We start from the raw sequence: 16,155 nt of genomic DNA, 5'->3' as shown, positions 1-16,155 counted from the left end.
CCATGATTTTGGGCCTATGCAGCAGCCGGCGGCTCCGCCTCTAGCTGCTGCGCAAGCCGGCGCATCAGCGCGGTGTAGCGCGCGCGGTGCGGGCGTATGCGCTCTATCGTGCCGCCCAGGCCCAGCACCGCGATATGCCCCTGCACGCGGCACGGCAGCACCACGCCGATGGTGGCGCCGCCCAGCAGCGGCATGTTCTCCATGTAGAGCGCCTTGCGGCTGCGCGCATCGGCCACCTGCGCCGCAATCGTCTCCAGCGCCACGCGGTCTTCCGCCAGCGGCGTGGCGATGTTGGCCCGGTGCACCAGCTTCTCCACCTCGGCATCCGAACGGTCTGTCAGCAGCAGCCAGCCCACGGCCGATTGCGTGAGCGGGCGCATGCTGCCCTCGTCGGTGTGGAAGCGCAGCGCGTGCGTGGACTGGATCACGCGGATGTACTGCAGGTAGATGTCGTTGAGTACGCTGATCGATACCGTCTCGCCGGTGGCGCTGTGCAGGTCGCGCAGCACTTCCATGATGTGGCCCTGGCCAAACAGCGCGTGCGGGACCCAGTCGCCCAGCGAGGCCACCTTGAGCGTGGGGAAGTACACACGCGCCGCGCGGTCGTAGTTGAGGTAGCCCAGCGCAATCAGGTTCTTCAGCAGCACCGTGGTGCTGGACTGCGGATAGCCCAGCGCATCGCTGATCTGCTTGAGCGGCAGCGGCTTGCGCACCTGCGCGAAGTGTTCCAGCACCTGCAGCACGCGCGTGGCGGACTTCACCGTGGCAAGGCTCATGCTTGTCTCCAAAATCACATGCGTGATAGTAGCCATCGAGGCTGCGTTTTTCTTGGGGCTTCACTGCGCCGGCGACATCATGGTGCGCCCGTATGCAAAGGAGACACCACATGAAGCCCGGCACATTCCACACACAGCGCAAGGCCACGTGATGCGTTGCATCGTCACCGGCGCAGCACGCGGCATAGGCCGCGCCATCGCACTGCGCATCGCCCGCGATGCCGCTGCCCAGGGCGGCGCGCAACTGGCGCTGGCCGATGTGCATGCCCACGAACTGGCCACGCTCCAGGACGAACTCCAGGCCCTGGGCAGCAGCGCAATTACCGTGACGGGTGATCTGGCCGATGCGGCCTTTCCTGCCCGCCTTTGTGCTGCGGCGGTGGCCGCGTTTGGCGGCCTGGATGCGGTGGTCAGCAACGCGGGCCTTGCCACACCCGGGCTGCTGGCGGACTACACGGTAGAAGCCTGGGACCGTGTCTTTGCCGTCAACACGCGCGCGCCCTGGCTGCTGGCGCAGGCCGCCTACCCGGCACTGCGTGATGCGCGCGGCGCCTTGCTGTTGGTGGCCTCGATATCCGCCACCCATGCCACCTCGCCACTGGGCGCCTACAGCCCGAGCAAGGCGGCGGCACTGATGCTGGTGCGGCAACTGGCCGGTGAATGGGGGCCGGACGGCATACGCGTCAATGCGCTGTCGCCCGGCCTGACGCTCACGCCCGGTACCGCCGTGGCCTATGCCGATCCGCAGGCCCGTGCGCAGCGCGAGCAGCGCGTGCCCCTGCGCCGCCTGGCCGAGCCCGAGGACATGGCCGCCGTTGCGGCCTTTTTGATCGGGCCCGACGCGGCTTATGTCAGCGGCGCCGAGCTGCAAGTGGACGGCGGCCTGGGGCAGACGCTGATGGGCTCGCTGCCCATGGCGGGCTGGAAAACTATCAAATAGATAGCTAGTAGCCCAGACAGGTAAAGGGCTATAGGCATATTTCATCAAAATTTTGATGCAAGGCACTGCTAGCCCCTCAAGCTACAGCTCTTCAGAAAGCGTGCCGCACGCCCATGTGAAACACGTCGCTATTGCCGTTGTTGCTCAGCCCCGCCTGCGAAGTAGCGCCCGTCACCGCATAGGCCGCGCCATTGCTGTTCTTGACCTTGCCGTAGTCCACATAGAGGCTGGTGCGCTTGGACAGCGCGTACAGGTAGGCGATACCGAACTGGGTCGCGTCGCGGTTCAAGGGACCACGGTCGTCCACGCGGATCGCCTGCGCCAGGATGGTGCTCACGCCAAAGGGAACGGCCACGCCCAATGAGACGCTGCGGTCGTCCTGCCCGGCGTAGTAGCCCACCAGCGGGAAGCCCGCCAGTTGCACGTTGTTGTCCAGCCCCGCATGCACGGCCGGCGTGGTAGCCGCACCAGGGTTCTTGAAGGTGGCAAAGGAGCCGAACAGCTTGAATGAGCCAAAGTTGTAGGCCAGGCTGGAGTTGAACCAGCGCAGCGTGCTCAGGTCGACCGGGCTGCGCAGCGTGGTGTAGGCCACGGCCCCGCTCAAGTCGTTGGCGGCGTAGAAGCCCGAGACCGCAATCTGGTTGCCGGCCTTGCTGCTGTCTGGCGGCTGGCTGCTGTGCTCGCCGGGCGAATACGAGAGCTTGGTCAGAAAGCCGTTGAAGCTTGGCGACTGGTACCAGATGGTGTTGTTGACCCGCCCGGTCGCGGGCTGGATGCCTTGCAGATTGCCGGCGCCGCCCAGGCCGAAGGCATCGCCTACCGCCTGCGCCTCCGACGCGATGGAGACGACGGTTCGGCCCAGCCGGATTTCGCCAAAGCTGCCCGACAGGCCGACGATGGAGCCACGGCCGAAGAACTTGGCGCCCGCGCCCTGGTTCTGGCCCGAGGTGCCGGTGTCGCTGTTGATGCCGGCCTCCAGCAGGAAGTTGGCGCGCAGGCCGCCGCCCAGGTCCTCGCTGCCGCGAAAGCCCAGGCGCGAGCCGTTCATGTGGCCGCTGTCGAGCTTCCAGATGCGCCCGCCAGGTGCCGACGCATAGGCCACGCTGGTGTCGAGCAAGCCGTAGATGGTGACGCTGCTGGCCGGCGTGGCGGCCATGCCGCCGGCCGGCAGGATGATCTGGCGCAGCTCTTCTTTCTGCGCCTGCTGCGCCCCCGCCGGGCCGGCGCCGCCGATGCACAGGGCGGCGGCAATAAGCGCCAGAGCATTATGAGACGGCCGATTCTTCGGAGTTATTTTTGTGCTTGCGCACGGCACTGATCGCATGAATTGTCTCCTCACGACTCAATATCTTGAAAACGCAGAAAAGCTGCGCACTTCCGGCCAGTGCATCACATCCAAAAAACTACCTGCCAGCCGGTTAGCACGAATGCTAGAGAGCAAAAACAGCACTTTCAAGAGGCATTTCGAGGGGTGCGGGTATGTCCTGAGACAAAAAAAAGCCCGCCGTACAGGCGAGCCAAAGCCCTTGCAGAAAAGCAAGTTTATTAATACCAAAGGGCTTATATAAAAGCTGAGGAGTTCGGTCTTTTAATAATCAAGCACCTCTAATCAAAATCAAGAGGCCGAGAAACTTCCCACCAGCGAATACCAGGGATCGCCCGGTTTCGGCGCGCCCACCGGCTGGCGCACGCCCATGCGCTCGGCGTCGCTGGTGGTGGGCCCGGGGGCCTCACGCATCCAGTCATAAGTCACCACCCGCGCCGCCACGCGCCACTCCGCGCCCCGGCGCTCGAAGCGGTCGACGTAGCGCCCGCACAGAAAGGTTTCGCGCGGTTTGCCTTCGGCGTCCTGGTCGATCTGGTGGGCCTGGAAATAGCTCTCCACCGCCGCTGCGGCGCCATGCAGCTCGATCGAGATATTGCCCAGCAGGTGCACCGTGCGGGCGCCGTCCTTGCGCTTGTCGAGCGCCCATTCGATGAAGCCGGCGGCGGTGCCTTTGTAGGGGCCGTGCTGATCGGTGGCGTCGGGCCAGTAGGACGAGCGCAGCGCCGCCTCGTCGCAGCGGTCTATGCCGCGGCAGTAGCGGTAGAGGCATTCGCGGATGGCGTCGCGGTCGCTCAGCTCCGCCAGGCGGGCCTCCAGTGCGGCAATACGGGATTCAAGGGCTTCAGTGCTCATGGGAGTCTCCATGCAGGGTGATGACCGCGTCCAGGCAGGCAGCGCCTTGCGTGCGCACTACCAGCGGGTTGATGTCCACGCTCTCCAGCACGTCGGCGTGGGCCAGGGCAAAGTCCGACAGCCGGCAGATGGCATCGACCAGCGCCGCCTCGTCGTACTGCGGGCCACCGCGCCAGCCGCGCAGCAGTTGCGTGGAGCGCACGGCGTTGAGCAAGGCACGCGCGCGCTCGGGCGTTACCGGTGCCGAGGCAAAGGCCACGTCCTGGAACAGCTCCACCGCCGTGCCGCCAGAGCCATACATCAGCATGGGCCCGAAGGTCGGGTCGCGGTGCAGCCCCAGGATCACCTCGACACCGCCTTGCAGCATGGGCGCGATCAGCACGCCTTCTATGCGCGCATCCGGCCGGGCGGATTTGGCGCGGGCCAGCAGTTGGGCGTAGGCGTCCTGCACGGCCGCAGCCTCCTGCAGGCGCAGCATCACGCCGCCCACCTCGGTCTTGTGCGGGATATCGGGCGAGACGATCTTGGCCACCACCGGGAAGCCCATGGCCTGCGCCGCCTGTGCCGCATCGGCGGCGCTGCGGCACAGGCGCTCGGGCAGCACCGGCAGGCCGGCTGCGGCCAGGGCGCGTTTGGCGCCGTCTTCGGTGGATACGTCGCCCAGCGTGCTGGCATCAAGCGCTTTGTGCGCCGGCTGGTAGAGCGCGCCCAACCGCTGCTGCAGGCGCGCCAGCGCCGCCACCGCGCGCACTGCGCGTGACGGGTCTTCGAACACAGCAATGCCCTGCTGCTCCAGCGCCTGGTTGACCTCGGGCGTGGACAGCATCACCAGCACCAGCATGCGTCCCGGGTGCCGCTGTTTCAGCGCGATCAGCTCTGCCTGCGTGCTGGCAAAGCGCTGCGGCGACAGGCCCACGTGCGCCAGGTAGGCAAACACCGTGCCGTAGCCCGCGTGGTCCAGCATGGTGGCCACGGTGCGCGGCACGCCGCTGGCCACCGCCGTCACCTGCGCCGTCATGTCCAGCGGGTTGCTGGCCACGGCAAAGGGCAGCAGCTCCAGCGCGGCGCGGCGTGCCAGCTCTGGCAGGGGCGGCAGCGCCAGGCCACGCTCGCCGGCGTCGTCGGCCATCAGCACGCCGATGCCGCCCGAGCCGGTGACAACGCCCACATCCGCGTTGGCCGGCAATGCGCCGGCCACGGAGAACAGGTAGGCGATGTCCAGCATCTCTTCGATCGACTCGGGCCGCCAGGCGCCGCACTCGGCAAACACCGTGTCGTAAACCACGTCGTTGCCGGCCAGCGAGCCGGTGTGGGTGGATGCGGCAGCAGCGCCCAGTTCGGTGCGCCCCACCTTCATGATCAGCACCGGCTTGCCGGCGGCTGCCGCCTTAAGCAACGCGCGCCGCAGGCGCTCGCCATCGCGGCAAGATTCCAGCGCGGCGCAGATCACGCGGGTGTCGGGGTCGTCCACCAGGTAGTCGATGCACTCGGCCACGTCCACGTCGGCCTCATTGCCGGTGGCGATGATCTTGCTGAAGCCCAGCCCGCGCAGCGAGGCCATGCCATAGGTGGCCGAGCCAAAGGCGCCACTCTGCGTGGCCAGCGCGATCGGGCCGGGCATGGGCTTGAGCCCATTCAGCGCGGTCGAGAAGGTGGCGAAGAAGCGCGTTGGCACATTCAGCAGGCCGAGCGAATTCGGGCCCAGCATGCGCACGCCGGCGTCGCGGCACATAGCAACGAGCCGGTCTTGCAGCGCACGGCCGGCGGCGTCGATCTCGGCAAAGCCTGCGGTCATCACCTGTATGGCCTTGACGCCCTTGGCGATGCTGTCGCGCACAGCCGCCTCTACGCCGGCCACGGGCACGCAGATGATGGCGTGGTCTACCGGGTGCGGGATGTCCAGCACGCTGGCGTAGGCCGGCAGGCCCTGGATGCTGGCGCCGCTTTTGTTGACGGGGTAGAGCGGTGCCTCAAAGCCGCCTTCGAGCATGAAGCGCAGCGGCCGCCCGCCAATGCGCTCTGGGTCGGACGAGGCGCCGATGAGCGCAACGGATGCGGGATGGAACAGGGGATGGAGCGAGTGCATGGCAAACATCCTGGCTCAGTGCAGCACCGGCTCGGCCGCCAGGCGGTCCAGCTGGGCAAAGCGGTCGCCCCACTGCAGGCTGCACGACAAGGCATGCATGGCCAGCCGCGCCGCCGGCAGTTCGCGCGACATGCCGATGCCGCCATGCAGCTGGATGGTGGCCTCTGCCACCTGGCGCCCGGTGACCGACAGGTAGAGCTTGGCCAGCGACACCTGGCGCAGCACGGCATCGCCGCGCGCGTCCAATGCCAGCACCAGTTGCCGCACCAGGCCGCGCGCGTTCTCGTAGGCCACATACATCTCGACCACCTTGTGGCGCAGGGCCTGGAAGGTGGACAGCGCCACGCCAAACTGCTGGCGCGCGCTGAGGTAGTCGATGGTCTGTTCGATCATGGCGCCGATGGCACCTACGGTCTGGGCGCAGGCGATCAGGGCGCCGACGGCGCGCGCGCGCTCCACCAGCGCAGCCACCGCCGCGCCGCGGGCCAGCACGCAGGACAACGGCAACTCAATGCCGGCCACGGCAATGTCCACGGTCTGCCGCGCGTCTAGCCCCAAGTAGCTGCGGGCCTGGCCCGGCAGCGCGTCGCGCGGCGCCAGCACCAGCAGCGCGTCGCCAGCGGGCTCATGCGCAATGAACAAAAAGTGCGTGGCGGGCTCGGTCAGGTCGGCACCGCGCAGGCTGCCGTCCAGCAACAAGCGCTCACCCTGCACACGGCCGGCGATGGTGCCGGGCGCGGCATCCAGCACCGGGCAGACCGACGCGGCGCCGGTAGCCACCTCGCGCAGCAGCGCTTCGGCCACGGGCTGGCCCGGCAGGCCGGCGAGCAGGCTGGGCACCACGGCGCAGCGCGCCACCAGCGGTGCCGGCAGCGCATAGCGGCCGGCGGCCTCGGCGATGGCGGCCACGTCGCCCAAGGAGGCGCCTGCGCCGCCCAGGTCTTCAGCGACCAGCACCGCCTGCCAGCCCAGCGCAAGGAATTGGCTCCAGGTGGCGCTGGGCTCTTGTGCCTGAAAGGTTTCGGTCACCGCTGCGGTGGCCGCCACGCGCAGCGTGGTGTCGTAGAGATCGCCGGGGAACATCGGCGAGGCATGGAAGGGCATGGTTCAGGCTCCGAAGAGGTCGCGGGCAATGACGTTTTTCTGGACCTCGCTGGTACCGCCGGCAATGCTGCGCGAGCGGTAGAAGAGGTAGGTGTGGACGAGCTGGCGCTGCACATCGGCAGGGTCGTCTGCCGTGGCGGCAACGCCCTCAACCAGGCGCGCGGCGTGCTCAGGGCCGACGATGTCCAGCGCGATGCCTATCAACTGCTGCGACAGCTCGGAGCAATGCAGCTTGAGCGCCGAGGATTTCGATGCGGCCAGGGTGCCCTGCATTTCTTCCTGGATGGCGCTGAGCAGCATCTCGCGCGCGCCCATGACGCCGGCCTGCGCCAGGTACAGGCGCTCCAGCAGCACATGCTGGCTGGGGGAGGCGCCGCTATGGCTGCGGCGCTGCTGCAGCAGCGCCTCCATCTGCTCGGCCAGGCGCGCCAGGCGCGGCACGGTGGCGGGCGACAGGCGCTCGCGGTCGAGCAAGAATTTGGCGCACTTCCAGCCTTCACCCTCGGTGCCGACCAGGTTGGCGCAGGGCACGCGCACGTCGTTCAGGAACACCTCGTTGACGTGGTGCCAGTGGTCGATGGTGGGAATTGGCCGCACCGCTATGCCCGGCGTATTCATGGGGATCAGCAACAGCGAGATGCCGGCCTGCTTGCGGCCCTCAGTAGAGGTGCGCACCAGCGTGTACATCATGTCGGCCTCTTGCGCATGCGAGGTCCAGACCTTCTGGCCGTTGACCACGTAGTCGTCGCCGTCGCGCACCGCCGAGGTCTTGAGCGAGGCCAGGTCCGATCCGGCGCCGGGCTCCGAGTAGCCCTGGCACCACCACTCGCTGCCGTCCAGGATGCGCGGCAGAAAGCGCGCCTTCTGCGCCTCCGTGCCGAAATGCATGATTACCGGGCCGATATGGCCCAGGCCGTGGTGGTACTGCGGCGGGCAATCGGCCTGGGCCGTGATCTCTTCAAACAAATAGCGCTGCTGCAGGTCCCAGCCGGTGCCGCCGTACTGCACCGGCCAGTTGGGCGCGCCCCAGCCGCGCGCATGCAGCTTCTCTTGCCAGGCGCGGTAGTCGGGGCGAGTGAGCTTGTACTGGTCGCGCACGATGGCGCGCAGCGCAGGCGGGCACTCTTGCTCGGCAAACTGGCGCAGCTCTTCACGGAAGGCCGCATAGGGGTCGAAGGAAAGGGTCGGTGTGGTGCTCGTCATGTCGGAGGAAGGCAAGGGATTGCTCGCGTTTCAATGGAAGCTGCGGCCGCCGTCGACGGCCAAGGCCACGCCGGTCACGAAGGAGGATTCACGCGAGCTGAGGTAGAGCGCGGCGTGGGCGATTTCCACGGGCTGGCCGATGCGCTGCAGCGCATAGCGCGGCGCCACCTGCTCGCGCAGCACCTCTTCGCTGTAGCCGGCGCGCACCATGGGCGTATCCACCGCGCCAGGGCAGATGGTGTTGGCGCGTATCGGTGCCCACTCCAGCGCCAGCGTCTTGGTCAGCGAGATCACTCCCGCCTTGGAGGCCGCATAGGCGCCACGGCGGCGGAAGGGCTGCAGGCCCTGGCCGGAGGAGAAGTTGACGATGGTGGCGCCCGGCGCCTGGCGCAGGTAGGGCTCGCAGGCGCTGCAAACCAAAAAGCTGCCGGTCAGGTTGATGTCGATGACACGGCGCCAATCGCTGGCCGACAACTCGGCCAGCAGATCGGTATTGGCCACGCCCGCCGCATTCACCACGCCATCGAGCCCGCCGAAGGCTGCCGCGGCAGCATCCACGGCTTTGTGCACGGCGGCTTCATCGCTCACGTCAAGCTCGAAGGACAAGTCATCCGCGCCGATGGGCGCGCTGACGGCCTGCCGGTCTGCCCACGCCACGCGCGCGCCTTCGGCTGCGAACAGCTTGGCGACGGTGGCGCCTATGCCGGAGGCGGCGCCGGTGATGAAGATGCGGCGGCCTTGCAGGCGCGGGGCGCGCAGGTCAACGGCGTGGGTGCCGTTGGTGATGGTGTTGGCTAAGGTCGCCATATCACTCCAATTTGATGTTGCGCTCGCGGATTACCGGCGCCCAACGGTCGTGTTCGGCCTGCAGATAGGCCGTGAATTCAGCAGTGGTCTGCAGGCGCGGCTCGACGCCGGCGCGCTCCAGGCTTGCGCTTACCTCCGGCTGCTCCAGCACCGCGCGCAGGTCGGCGTAGATGCGCTGCTGCAGCGCGGCCGGTGTCTTGCTGGGCAGGAAGAAGCCAAACCAGCCGCCGGCAATGAACTGCTTCAGCGCCGGCACGCCCGCTTGCGCGAACGGCACCAGTTGCGGCGCGCGGGCGATGGGCTGTGCGCTGGCCACGCCAAGTGCCTTCAGCCGACCGGCCTGCACATAGGACAGCGAGGCTGGCGAATCAAACAGGGCCTGCACCTGCCCGCCCAGCAGATCGTTGAGCGCCGGGCCATTGCCGCGATAGGGCGCGTGCACGATCTCGATGCCGTTGAGGGAGGCAAACAGCTCGGCCGCGATATGCGGACTGGAGCCATTGCCGGAAGAGGCAAACACCACCTGCCCGGGCCGTGCCTTGGCATAGGCGATCAGCTCGGCCACGCTGTTGACCGGCAGCCTGGCCGAAACGAACAGCACGCTGGGCGAGTCGGCCACGATGGTGAGCGGCGCCAGGTCCTTGGGGTCATAGGGCAGGTTCTTCATCAGCAAGGGGTTGCCGACATAGCCAAAGCCGGTCAGCAGCAGCGTGTAGCCGTCGGCTGGGGCACGTGCCACGGCAGCGGTGCCGATGGAGGTGCCGCCGCCATTGCGGTTTTCGACCAGCACCGGCTGGCCCCATTTGGCCGACAGCGCCGGCGCGACGATGCGCGCCAGGTTGTCGGTCAGCCCGCCCGGCGCATAGGGCACGACGATCTGCACCGGCTTGGACGGGAAGGTCTGGGCCTGCGCCGGCAGCAGTTCCGGCCCCAGGAGCAGCGCAAGAAAGAGTCGGTGAATGGCATGCATCGGTAGACCTCTCCAGAAAGTTTACCTAACGGCCGGTAAGTAACGCGCCGGGGTTTACCCTCGCGAATGGCGAGGGGCCGGGATCTACGCCAGGAAAACGCTCAGCGCGCCGGGGCCGTGCACAGGCCGCCGAAGGCCATGTCCAGGTACTGCTCGATGACTTGGCGCGTGCTCAGGCGGCCGCGCGGCGAGTGCCAGCGGCAGATGTGGTTCAGCATGGACAGCAGCATGCGCCCGGCCATGGCCGGGTCCACCGGGCGGAACTGGCCTTGCGCAATGGCCTCGTTCAGGCAGTCGCGCAGCAGGTGCTCGTACTCATCACGCAGATAGACCGCCCCGGCGCGCGGGTCGCCCTGGCTGCCCGACCAGAAGGCGTTGGACCCGGCGATCCACGAGTTGCGGCTGCGGTCCAGGAAATCAGCCGAGGCCTGCATGAACAGGCGCACCCGGTCCTTGGGGCTGGCGCCCTCGGCCATGGCACTGCGCACCGAGTCCACCAGCGCCTGCATGGACTCCAGCACGATGCGCTCGTACAGCGCTTCCTTGTTGGGGAAGTGGTAGTAGAGCGCGGCCTTGGTGATCTTGGCCTCGTCGGCGATGTCGCGCAGCGAGGTGCCGTCGTAGCCTTTTTGTGCGAACAGGCGGCAGGCGATCTCGATCAATTGCTCTTGCCGCGCATCGGAACGGTTGCGGCCTGGCGGGGTGTCGGACTGGGTCGCCGCTGGGGCCGTTTGTCGGGTTGCCATGGGCGGGTCCTTCTGGAATATGAGACGCAAAATGCCCCGGCCGGGTCGCACCCGGACGGGGCCAAAGATAATAGCAGCCGCCCTCTGGGGGCATGCCCTCAGCGCCCGCTGTAAACCGGCGCGCGCTTCTCCAGAAAGGCGCGCTGCGCCTCCTTCGCATCCTCGGTTTTTGACAAGGCAACGGTGTTGCCCTGCTCATAGCGATAGGCATCGCGGGTAGGCATGACCTGCGTCATGCGCGCAGCCTCTTTGGCCAGGCGCAGGGCGATCGGGCTCTTGGAGGCGATCTCGCGCGCCAGCTCCATAGCAAAGGGCATCAGCTCGGCCGGCGGCAGGCAGGCTTCCACCAGGCCGAGCCGGTACAGCTCCTGCCCCGTCACCTTCATGCCGGTGTAGAACATGCGGCGCGCGCGCGAGCGGCCAAACACCTCTTGCAGAAAGGTCACGCCGCCGGCCAGGCCAACATTGATCTCGGGCATGGAGACATAGGCCTCTTCTGAGGCCACCCAGATGTCGGCCGCCATCACCAGCCCAAAGCCCGCGCCCATGGCCGGCCCGTTGATCGCCGCGATGATGGGCTTGCTGCACTCGACCACCGCGTAGTAGGACTCGCGCACCAACCGGTTGTGGCGGCCGTAGGCGCCGGGCGTGCTGCCCAGATTGGGCCGCTCGCGGATATCGGCGCCGGCCGAGAACACCTTGCCGGCACCCGTCAGCACGATGACGGACACATCGTCGCGGTCCGACAGCTCATCAAACACCTGCGTGATCTCGCCGCGCAGCTCGGCGTTCTGCGCATTCACGGGCGGACGGTTCAGGGTGACGACGGCAATGCGATCCTGCACCGCCAGTTCCAGGGTCTGGTAATCCATAGGCTCCTCTGTTGATGGCTCCAGGAGATTGAATGCATAAATCTACCTGTCGCACGGTAAATAAACTGTCGCGCAAATCAGGGCCGGCGGCAAGAGGGAGCAACCCTGACCCGGGGGGTGAATGTCCCAGCCGCGACAAGGCAGCCGCACCGCTACCATCGCTGAAACTGGTTTCACCATGCCCCGCAAGCCCGCACCACCGCTCACCCCGCCCGCCTCTGCGCCCGCAGCCCGCGCCACCATTGACGACGTAGCGCGCGCGGCGGGCGTGTCCAAGGCCACGGTGTCACGCTTCTTCAACCACCGCGAGACCTTGCTCACGCCCGATATCGCGGCGCGGGTACAAGTGGCGGTGACGGCGCTGGGCTATGCGCCCAGCCCCATGGCGCAGGCGCTCAAGCGCGGGCGCTCGCGCATCATCGGGCTGGTGGTGGCCGACGTGACCAACCCCTATTCGGTGGCGGTGCTGCGCGGCGCCGAGCAGGCCTGCCAGGAGGCCGGCTACCTGGTGATGCTGTTCAACCTGGGCAACGAGGGCGGGCGCGAGCGCCAGGCGATCGAGGCGCTGGCCGCCTACCAGGTAGAGGGCTTCATCCTCAACCGCGTGGGCGACGACGCCGCCGCCATGGCCGAGGCCGCGCGCCACGCCCGGCCCATGGTGCTGGTGGACCGGCGCAACGACACGCTGCAGGCCGACTTCGTCTCGCTCGACAACGCCGCCGCCACGCGGCTGGCGGCGCAGCATTTGTTTGACCAGGGCTACCGCGATCTGCTGCTGGTGACCGAGCCGGTGGCCGGCGTCAGCTCGCGGATGGAGCGCAGCGCCGCCTTCCTCGCCTTCACGGCCGAGGTCGGCATCGCCGGCACGGTGCTGGAGCATGTGGGTGACGACGCGACCGGCCTGGCGCTGCAGCAGTGGCGCCAGCAGGCCGGCAAGCGCGCGCCCGCCGTGCTCAGCGGCAATGCGATCGCCACCCTGCGCGTGGCCGCAGCGGTGGCGCGGCTGGGTTGGCAGTTTGGGCGCGAGCTGGGCTTTATCGGCTTCGATGACACCGAATGGGCGCCGCTGGTCGGCCCCGGCCTGTCGGCCATTGCACAGCCCACCGACGCGCTCGGCCGCGCCGCGGCGCAGTGCCTGCTGGAGCGCCTGCGCGGCGCCACGCTTGCGCCGCGCGAAATCCTGCTGCCGGGGCAACTGGTGGCGCGTGGTTCATCGCCGCGCGTGCCAGGAAACTACTAAATAGATAGCTAATAGCCCAGTCCACACCTGGGCTAAAGGCATATTTGACCCATATTTTTGGTGTGCGGCATACGCGACGCTAGGGATATCCCCGAGTGCTGGCATGCATGGCCCGGCGATAAACTGAAACCGGTTTCAGACCCACGCATGCTCCAGTGAACTACACCTTCCAATTTGGCGACGTCTTTGCTGCCTGGCCGCTGCTGCTCAGGGGCACCTGGACGACTATCGAGCTGTCGTTCATGGCCATGGTGCTGGGCCTGGCGGTGGCCGTGCTGTGCGCCTGGGGCAAGACGGCCGGGCCGCGGCCGCTGCGCTTTGCGATCAATGCCTATATCGAGCTGATCCGCAACACGCCCTTCCTGGTGCAGCTGTTCTTCTTTTTCTTTGCGCTGCCGGCGCTGGGCCTGCGCTGGACGCCGCACACCGCGGCGCTGACGGCCATGGTGGTGAACCTGGGCGCCTACGCCACGGAGATCATCCGCGCCGGTATCGAATCCATCCCCAAGGGCCAGATCGAGGCCGGCCTGGCGCTCAACCTGAAGCGCTGGGAGATCTTTCGCTTCGTCATCATCAAGCCCGCGCTGCGCGCCATCTACCCGGCGCTGAGCAGCCAGTTCATCTTGCTGATGCTCAGCTCGGCTGTGGTGTCCGTCATCTCGGCCGATGACCTGACCTCGGTCGCGGCCAACCTGCAGTCGCAGACCTTCCGCAGCTTCGAGATCTACATCGTGGTGGCCGCCATCTACCTGCTGCTGTCGCTGGCGTTCTCGGCCTTCTTCAAGCTGGTGTTCAACACCACGCTCAACTACCCGGATCGAAAGTAGCCGCCATGCGTACCTTCGGTTTTGCGGAATTCCTGTTCATCCTCGAGGCGGCCAAGTGGACGCTGGCGCTGTCGGCGATTGCCTTTGTCGGCGGCTCCATCGGCGGCCTGCTGGTGGCGCTGGGCCGGGTGTCGCCGCTGGCCTGGGTGCGCGGCGTGGCCACGGCCTTTGTGCAGGTGTTCCAGGGCACGCCGCTGCTGCTGCAGCTGTTTTTGATCTTCTTTGGCGCGCCGGTGCTGGGCCTGGACATCAATCCCTGGGTGGCGGCGGGCATTGCTTTGATCCTCAACTCAAGTGCCTTCCTGGGCGAGATCTGGCGCGGCTGCATCCAGGCCATCCCGCGCGGCCAATGGGAGGCGGCCGAGGCGCTGAATCTCTCCTACGCCTCACGCATGCGCGACGTGGTGCTGCCGCAGGCCTGGAAGATCGCCGTGCCGCCCACCGTGGGCTTCATGGTGCAGATCATCAAGGGCACCTCGCTGGCGGCCATCATTGGTTTTACCGAGGTGACGCGCGCCGGGCAGATCATCAACAACGCCACCTTCCAGCCGCTGATCGTGTTCGGCGTGGTGGCGGCCATTTACTTCGTGCTGTGCTGGCCGCTGTCGCTGCTGGCCACGCGCATGGAGCGGCGCCTGGCGGGCGCACTTTCACGCTGAGCCTTTCCCCAAATCCCAACAGGAGACTTCCATGAACCGCTTGCTGCAACGCCGCACCGTCGCCGCCGCCCTGGTGCTGGGCACCGCCCTGGCCGCCATCGCTCCCGCCCACGCACAGACCGTGGCCGACATCAAGAAGAAGGGCGAGATCACCATCGGCATGCTGGTGGACTTCCCGCCCTACGGCACCACCAATGCGCAGAACCAGCCCGACGGCTACGACGCCGACGTGGCCAAGCTGCTGGCCAAGGACCTGGGCGTCAAGGCCAACATCGTGCCGGTCACCGGCCCGAACCGCATCCCGTTCTTGCTGACCAACAAGGTCGATCTGCTGGTGGCCTCGCTCGCCATCACGCCCGAGCGCGCCAAGCAAGTTACCTTCTCGCAGCCCTACGCGGCCGCCACCATCGTGCTCTACGGCCTGAAGAAGGACGACATCAAGAGCGCAGCCGATTTGAAGGGCAAGCGCGTAGGCGTGGCCCGTGCCAGCACGCAAGACATCGCGGTGACCAAGTCCGCGCCCGAGGGCACGGAGATCCGCCGCTTCGACGACGACGCCACCGCCATGCAGGCGCTGCTGTCGGGCCAGGTCGATGCCATTGGCTGCTCGGTCACCGTGGCCGCGCAGATCGCCAAGCGCGCACCGGCCGGCACTTATGAGAACAAGTTCAACCTGGTGCAGCAGGCCATGGGCGTCGCCATGCGCCCGGGCCAGGCCGAGCTGGAGAAGACGGTGAACGACTTCATCGCCAGGCACAAGGCCGATGGCGAGCTGAACAAGCTCTACCGCAAGTGGCTTGACGCAGACCTTCCAGCGTTTTAGTAACCCCCCAGGCTACGCACTTCGTGTCTTCGCCAACCCCCTTGCTGGGGGCGACACCAACGGCCCGGCAAAGCCGGTTCCGCGGTGTCCTGCGAAGGGGATGCAGCCGCCACCATCGACCAAAGCAGAGAGCTATGACCAACGCAGTCGCGTCCTCCATCAGCACCGCCCCCATCATCCGCATGGAGGGCGTGAACAAGTGGTACGGCCAGTTCCAGGTGCTGACCGGCATCGATCTGGCGGTGCAGGCCGGCGAGCGCATCGTCGTCTGCGGGCCGTCGGGCTCGGGAAAATCGACGCTGATCCGCTGCATCAACCGGCTGGAGACGGTGCAGCAAGGCCGCATCGAGGTCGATGGCATAGAGCTGACCGCCGGCGGCAAGAACGTGGACCGGGTGCGCGCCGAGGTCGGCATGGTGTTCCAGCAGTTCAACCTGTTCCCGCACCTGACCATTTTGCAGAACTGCATGCTGGCGCCGATGCGCTCGCGCGGCATGGACAAGGCGCAGGCCGAAGAGGTAGCCATGAAGTACCTCACACGCGTGCGCATCCCCGAGCAGGCCGGCAAGTACCCCAGCCAACTCTCTGGCGGCCAGCAGCAGCGCGTGGCGATTGCGCGCGCCCTGTGCATGACGCCCAAGATCATGCTGTTTGACGAGCCCACCTCCGCGCTTGACCCTGAGATGGTCAAGGAAGTGCTCGACACCATGATCGGCCTGGCCGAAGACGGCATGACCATGCTGTGCGTGACGCACGAAATGGGCTTTGCCCGCAGCGTGGCCGACCGCGTGATCTTCATGGCCGACGGCAAGATCATCGAGCAGGCGCCACCCGCGCAGTTCTTTGCCCAGCCGCAGCACGAGAAGACCCGCACCTTCCTGGGCCAGATCCTGTCATCGAACCACGCCTGATACCCAGAACCC

16 protein-coding genes are annotated in these 16,155 nt (G+C 67.1%); 6 read left to right on the top strand and 10 right to left on the bottom strand.

All coding sequences use genetic code 11. The features are described from left to right. Positions 1–14: 14 nt before the first annotated feature. Positions 15–776, bottom strand: a complete 762-nt coding sequence (locus AAFF27_01980; GenBank protein ID XAH23980.1) for a helix-turn-helix domain-containing protein — start codon at positions 774–776, stop codon at positions 15–17. A gap of 151 nt (positions 777–927) precedes the next feature. Here AAFF27_01980 and AAFF27_01975 point away from each other — a divergent pair, with 151 nt between their 5' ends. Further along, positions 928–1,716: an SDR family oxidoreductase gene (locus tag AAFF27_01975; protein ID XAH23979.1), complete on the top strand. Its 789-nt coding sequence runs from the start codon at positions 928–930 to the stop codon at positions 1,714–1,716. A gap of 91 nt (positions 1,717–1,807) precedes the next feature. Here the strand turns inward: AAFF27_01975 and AAFF27_01970 are convergent, their stop codons facing one another. From AAFF27_01970 to AAFF27_01930, 9 genes are all read right to left on the bottom strand, one after another. Continuing rightward, positions 1,808–3,040 (bottom strand): porin, encoded by a 1,233-nt coding sequence (locus AAFF27_01970; GenBank protein XAH23978.1) that lies wholly within the window; start codon positions 3,038–3,040, stop codon positions 1,808–1,810. Positions 3,041–3,331: 291 nt separating this feature from the next. Next, entirely contained in the window at positions 3,332–3,895 is a 564-nt protein-coding gene (locus tag AAFF27_01965; GenBank protein ID XAH23977.1) for a nuclear transport factor 2 family protein, read from the bottom strand. Next, on the bottom strand, positions 3,885–5,981 hold the full coding sequence (locus AAFF27_01960) for an acetate--CoA ligase family protein (GenBank protein ID XAH23976.1): 2,097 nt from the start codon (positions 5,979–5,981) through the stop codon (positions 3,885–3,887). The genes AAFF27_01965 and AAFF27_01960 overlap by 11 nt, the downstream gene beginning before the upstream one ends. A gap of 15 nt (positions 5,982–5,996) precedes the next feature. Then, the gene (locus AAFF27_01955; protein XAH23975.1) at positions 5,997–7,085 is read right to left on the bottom strand and encodes an acyl-CoA dehydrogenase family protein; all 1,089 of its coding nucleotides are present in this window, start codon (positions 7,083–7,085) and stop codon (positions 5,997–5,999) included. Between the two features lie 3 nt (positions 7,086–7,088). Beyond that, a complete protein-coding gene (locus tag AAFF27_01950; GenBank protein XAH23974.1) occupies positions 7,089–8,288 on the bottom strand; it encodes an acyl-CoA dehydrogenase family protein in 1,200 nt (399 codons plus the stop codon). A 30-nt stretch (positions 8,289–8,318) separates the two neighbouring features. Next, complete coding sequence (locus tag AAFF27_01945; GenBank protein ID XAH23973.1) at positions 8,319–9,095, bottom strand: SDR family NAD(P)-dependent oxidoreductase; 777 nt, start codon at positions 9,093–9,095, stop codon at positions 8,319–8,321. Between the two features lies 1 nt (position 9,096). Continuing rightward, on the bottom strand, positions 9,097–10,065 hold the full coding sequence (locus AAFF27_01940) for a tripartite tricarboxylate transporter substrate binding protein (protein XAH23972.1): 969 nt from the start codon (positions 10,063–10,065) through the stop codon (positions 9,097–9,099). Positions 10,066–10,166: 101 nt separating this feature from the next. Continuing rightward, positions 10,167–10,811 carry a TetR/AcrR family transcriptional regulator gene (locus AAFF27_01935; protein XAH23971.1) on the bottom strand — a complete coding sequence of 215 codons (645 nt, stop codon included), beginning with the start codon at positions 10,809–10,811 and terminating at the stop codon, positions 10,167–10,169. 98 nt (positions 10,812–10,909) lie between these two features. Next, complete coding sequence (locus AAFF27_01930; GenBank protein ID XAH23970.1) at positions 10,910–11,683, bottom strand: enoyl-CoA hydratase/isomerase family protein; 774 nt, start codon at positions 11,681–11,683, stop codon at positions 10,910–10,912. 178 nt (positions 11,684–11,861) lie between these two features. Between AAFF27_01930 and AAFF27_01925 the strand changes: the two genes are divergently transcribed. The 5 genes from AAFF27_01925 (at position 11,862) to AAFF27_01905 (ending at position 16,143) form a co-directional block, all read left to right on the top strand. Beyond that, complete coding sequence (locus tag AAFF27_01925) at positions 11,862–12,923, top strand: LacI family DNA-binding transcriptional regulator (protein ID XAH23969.1); 1,062 nt, start codon at positions 11,862–11,864, stop codon at positions 12,921–12,923. 155 nt (positions 12,924–13,078) lie between these two features. Then, a complete protein-coding gene (locus AAFF27_01920) occupies positions 13,079–13,750 on the top strand; it encodes an amino acid ABC transporter permease (GenBank protein XAH23968.1) in 672 nt (223 codons plus the stop codon). Positions 13,751–13,755: 5 nt separating this feature from the next. Continuing rightward, the gene (locus AAFF27_01915; protein ID XAH23967.1) at positions 13,756–14,409 is read left to right on the top strand and encodes an amino acid ABC transporter permease; all 654 of its coding nucleotides are present in this window, start codon (positions 13,756–13,758) and stop codon (positions 14,407–14,409) included. Between the two features lie 31 nt (positions 14,410–14,440). Beyond that, the gene (locus AAFF27_01910) at positions 14,441–15,232 is read left to right on the top strand and encodes a transporter substrate-binding domain-containing protein (protein ID XAH23966.1); all 792 of its coding nucleotides are present in this window, start codon (positions 14,441–14,443) and stop codon (positions 15,230–15,232) included. Between the two features lie 134 nt (positions 15,233–15,366). Further along, positions 15,367–16,143: an amino acid ABC transporter ATP-binding protein gene (locus tag AAFF27_01905; protein ID XAH23965.1), complete on the top strand. Its 777-nt coding sequence runs from the start codon at positions 15,367–15,369 to the stop codon at positions 16,141–16,143. Positions 16,144–16,155: the final 12 nt, after the last annotated feature.

It is taken from the genome of Xylophilus sp. GW821-FHT01B05 (genome assembly GCA_038961845.1).
Taxonomy (GTDB): Bacteria; Pseudomonadota; Gammaproteobacteria; order Burkholderiales; family Burkholderiaceae_C; genus Xylophilus.
This window is presented reverse-complemented; position numbering and strand designations above follow the sequence as displayed.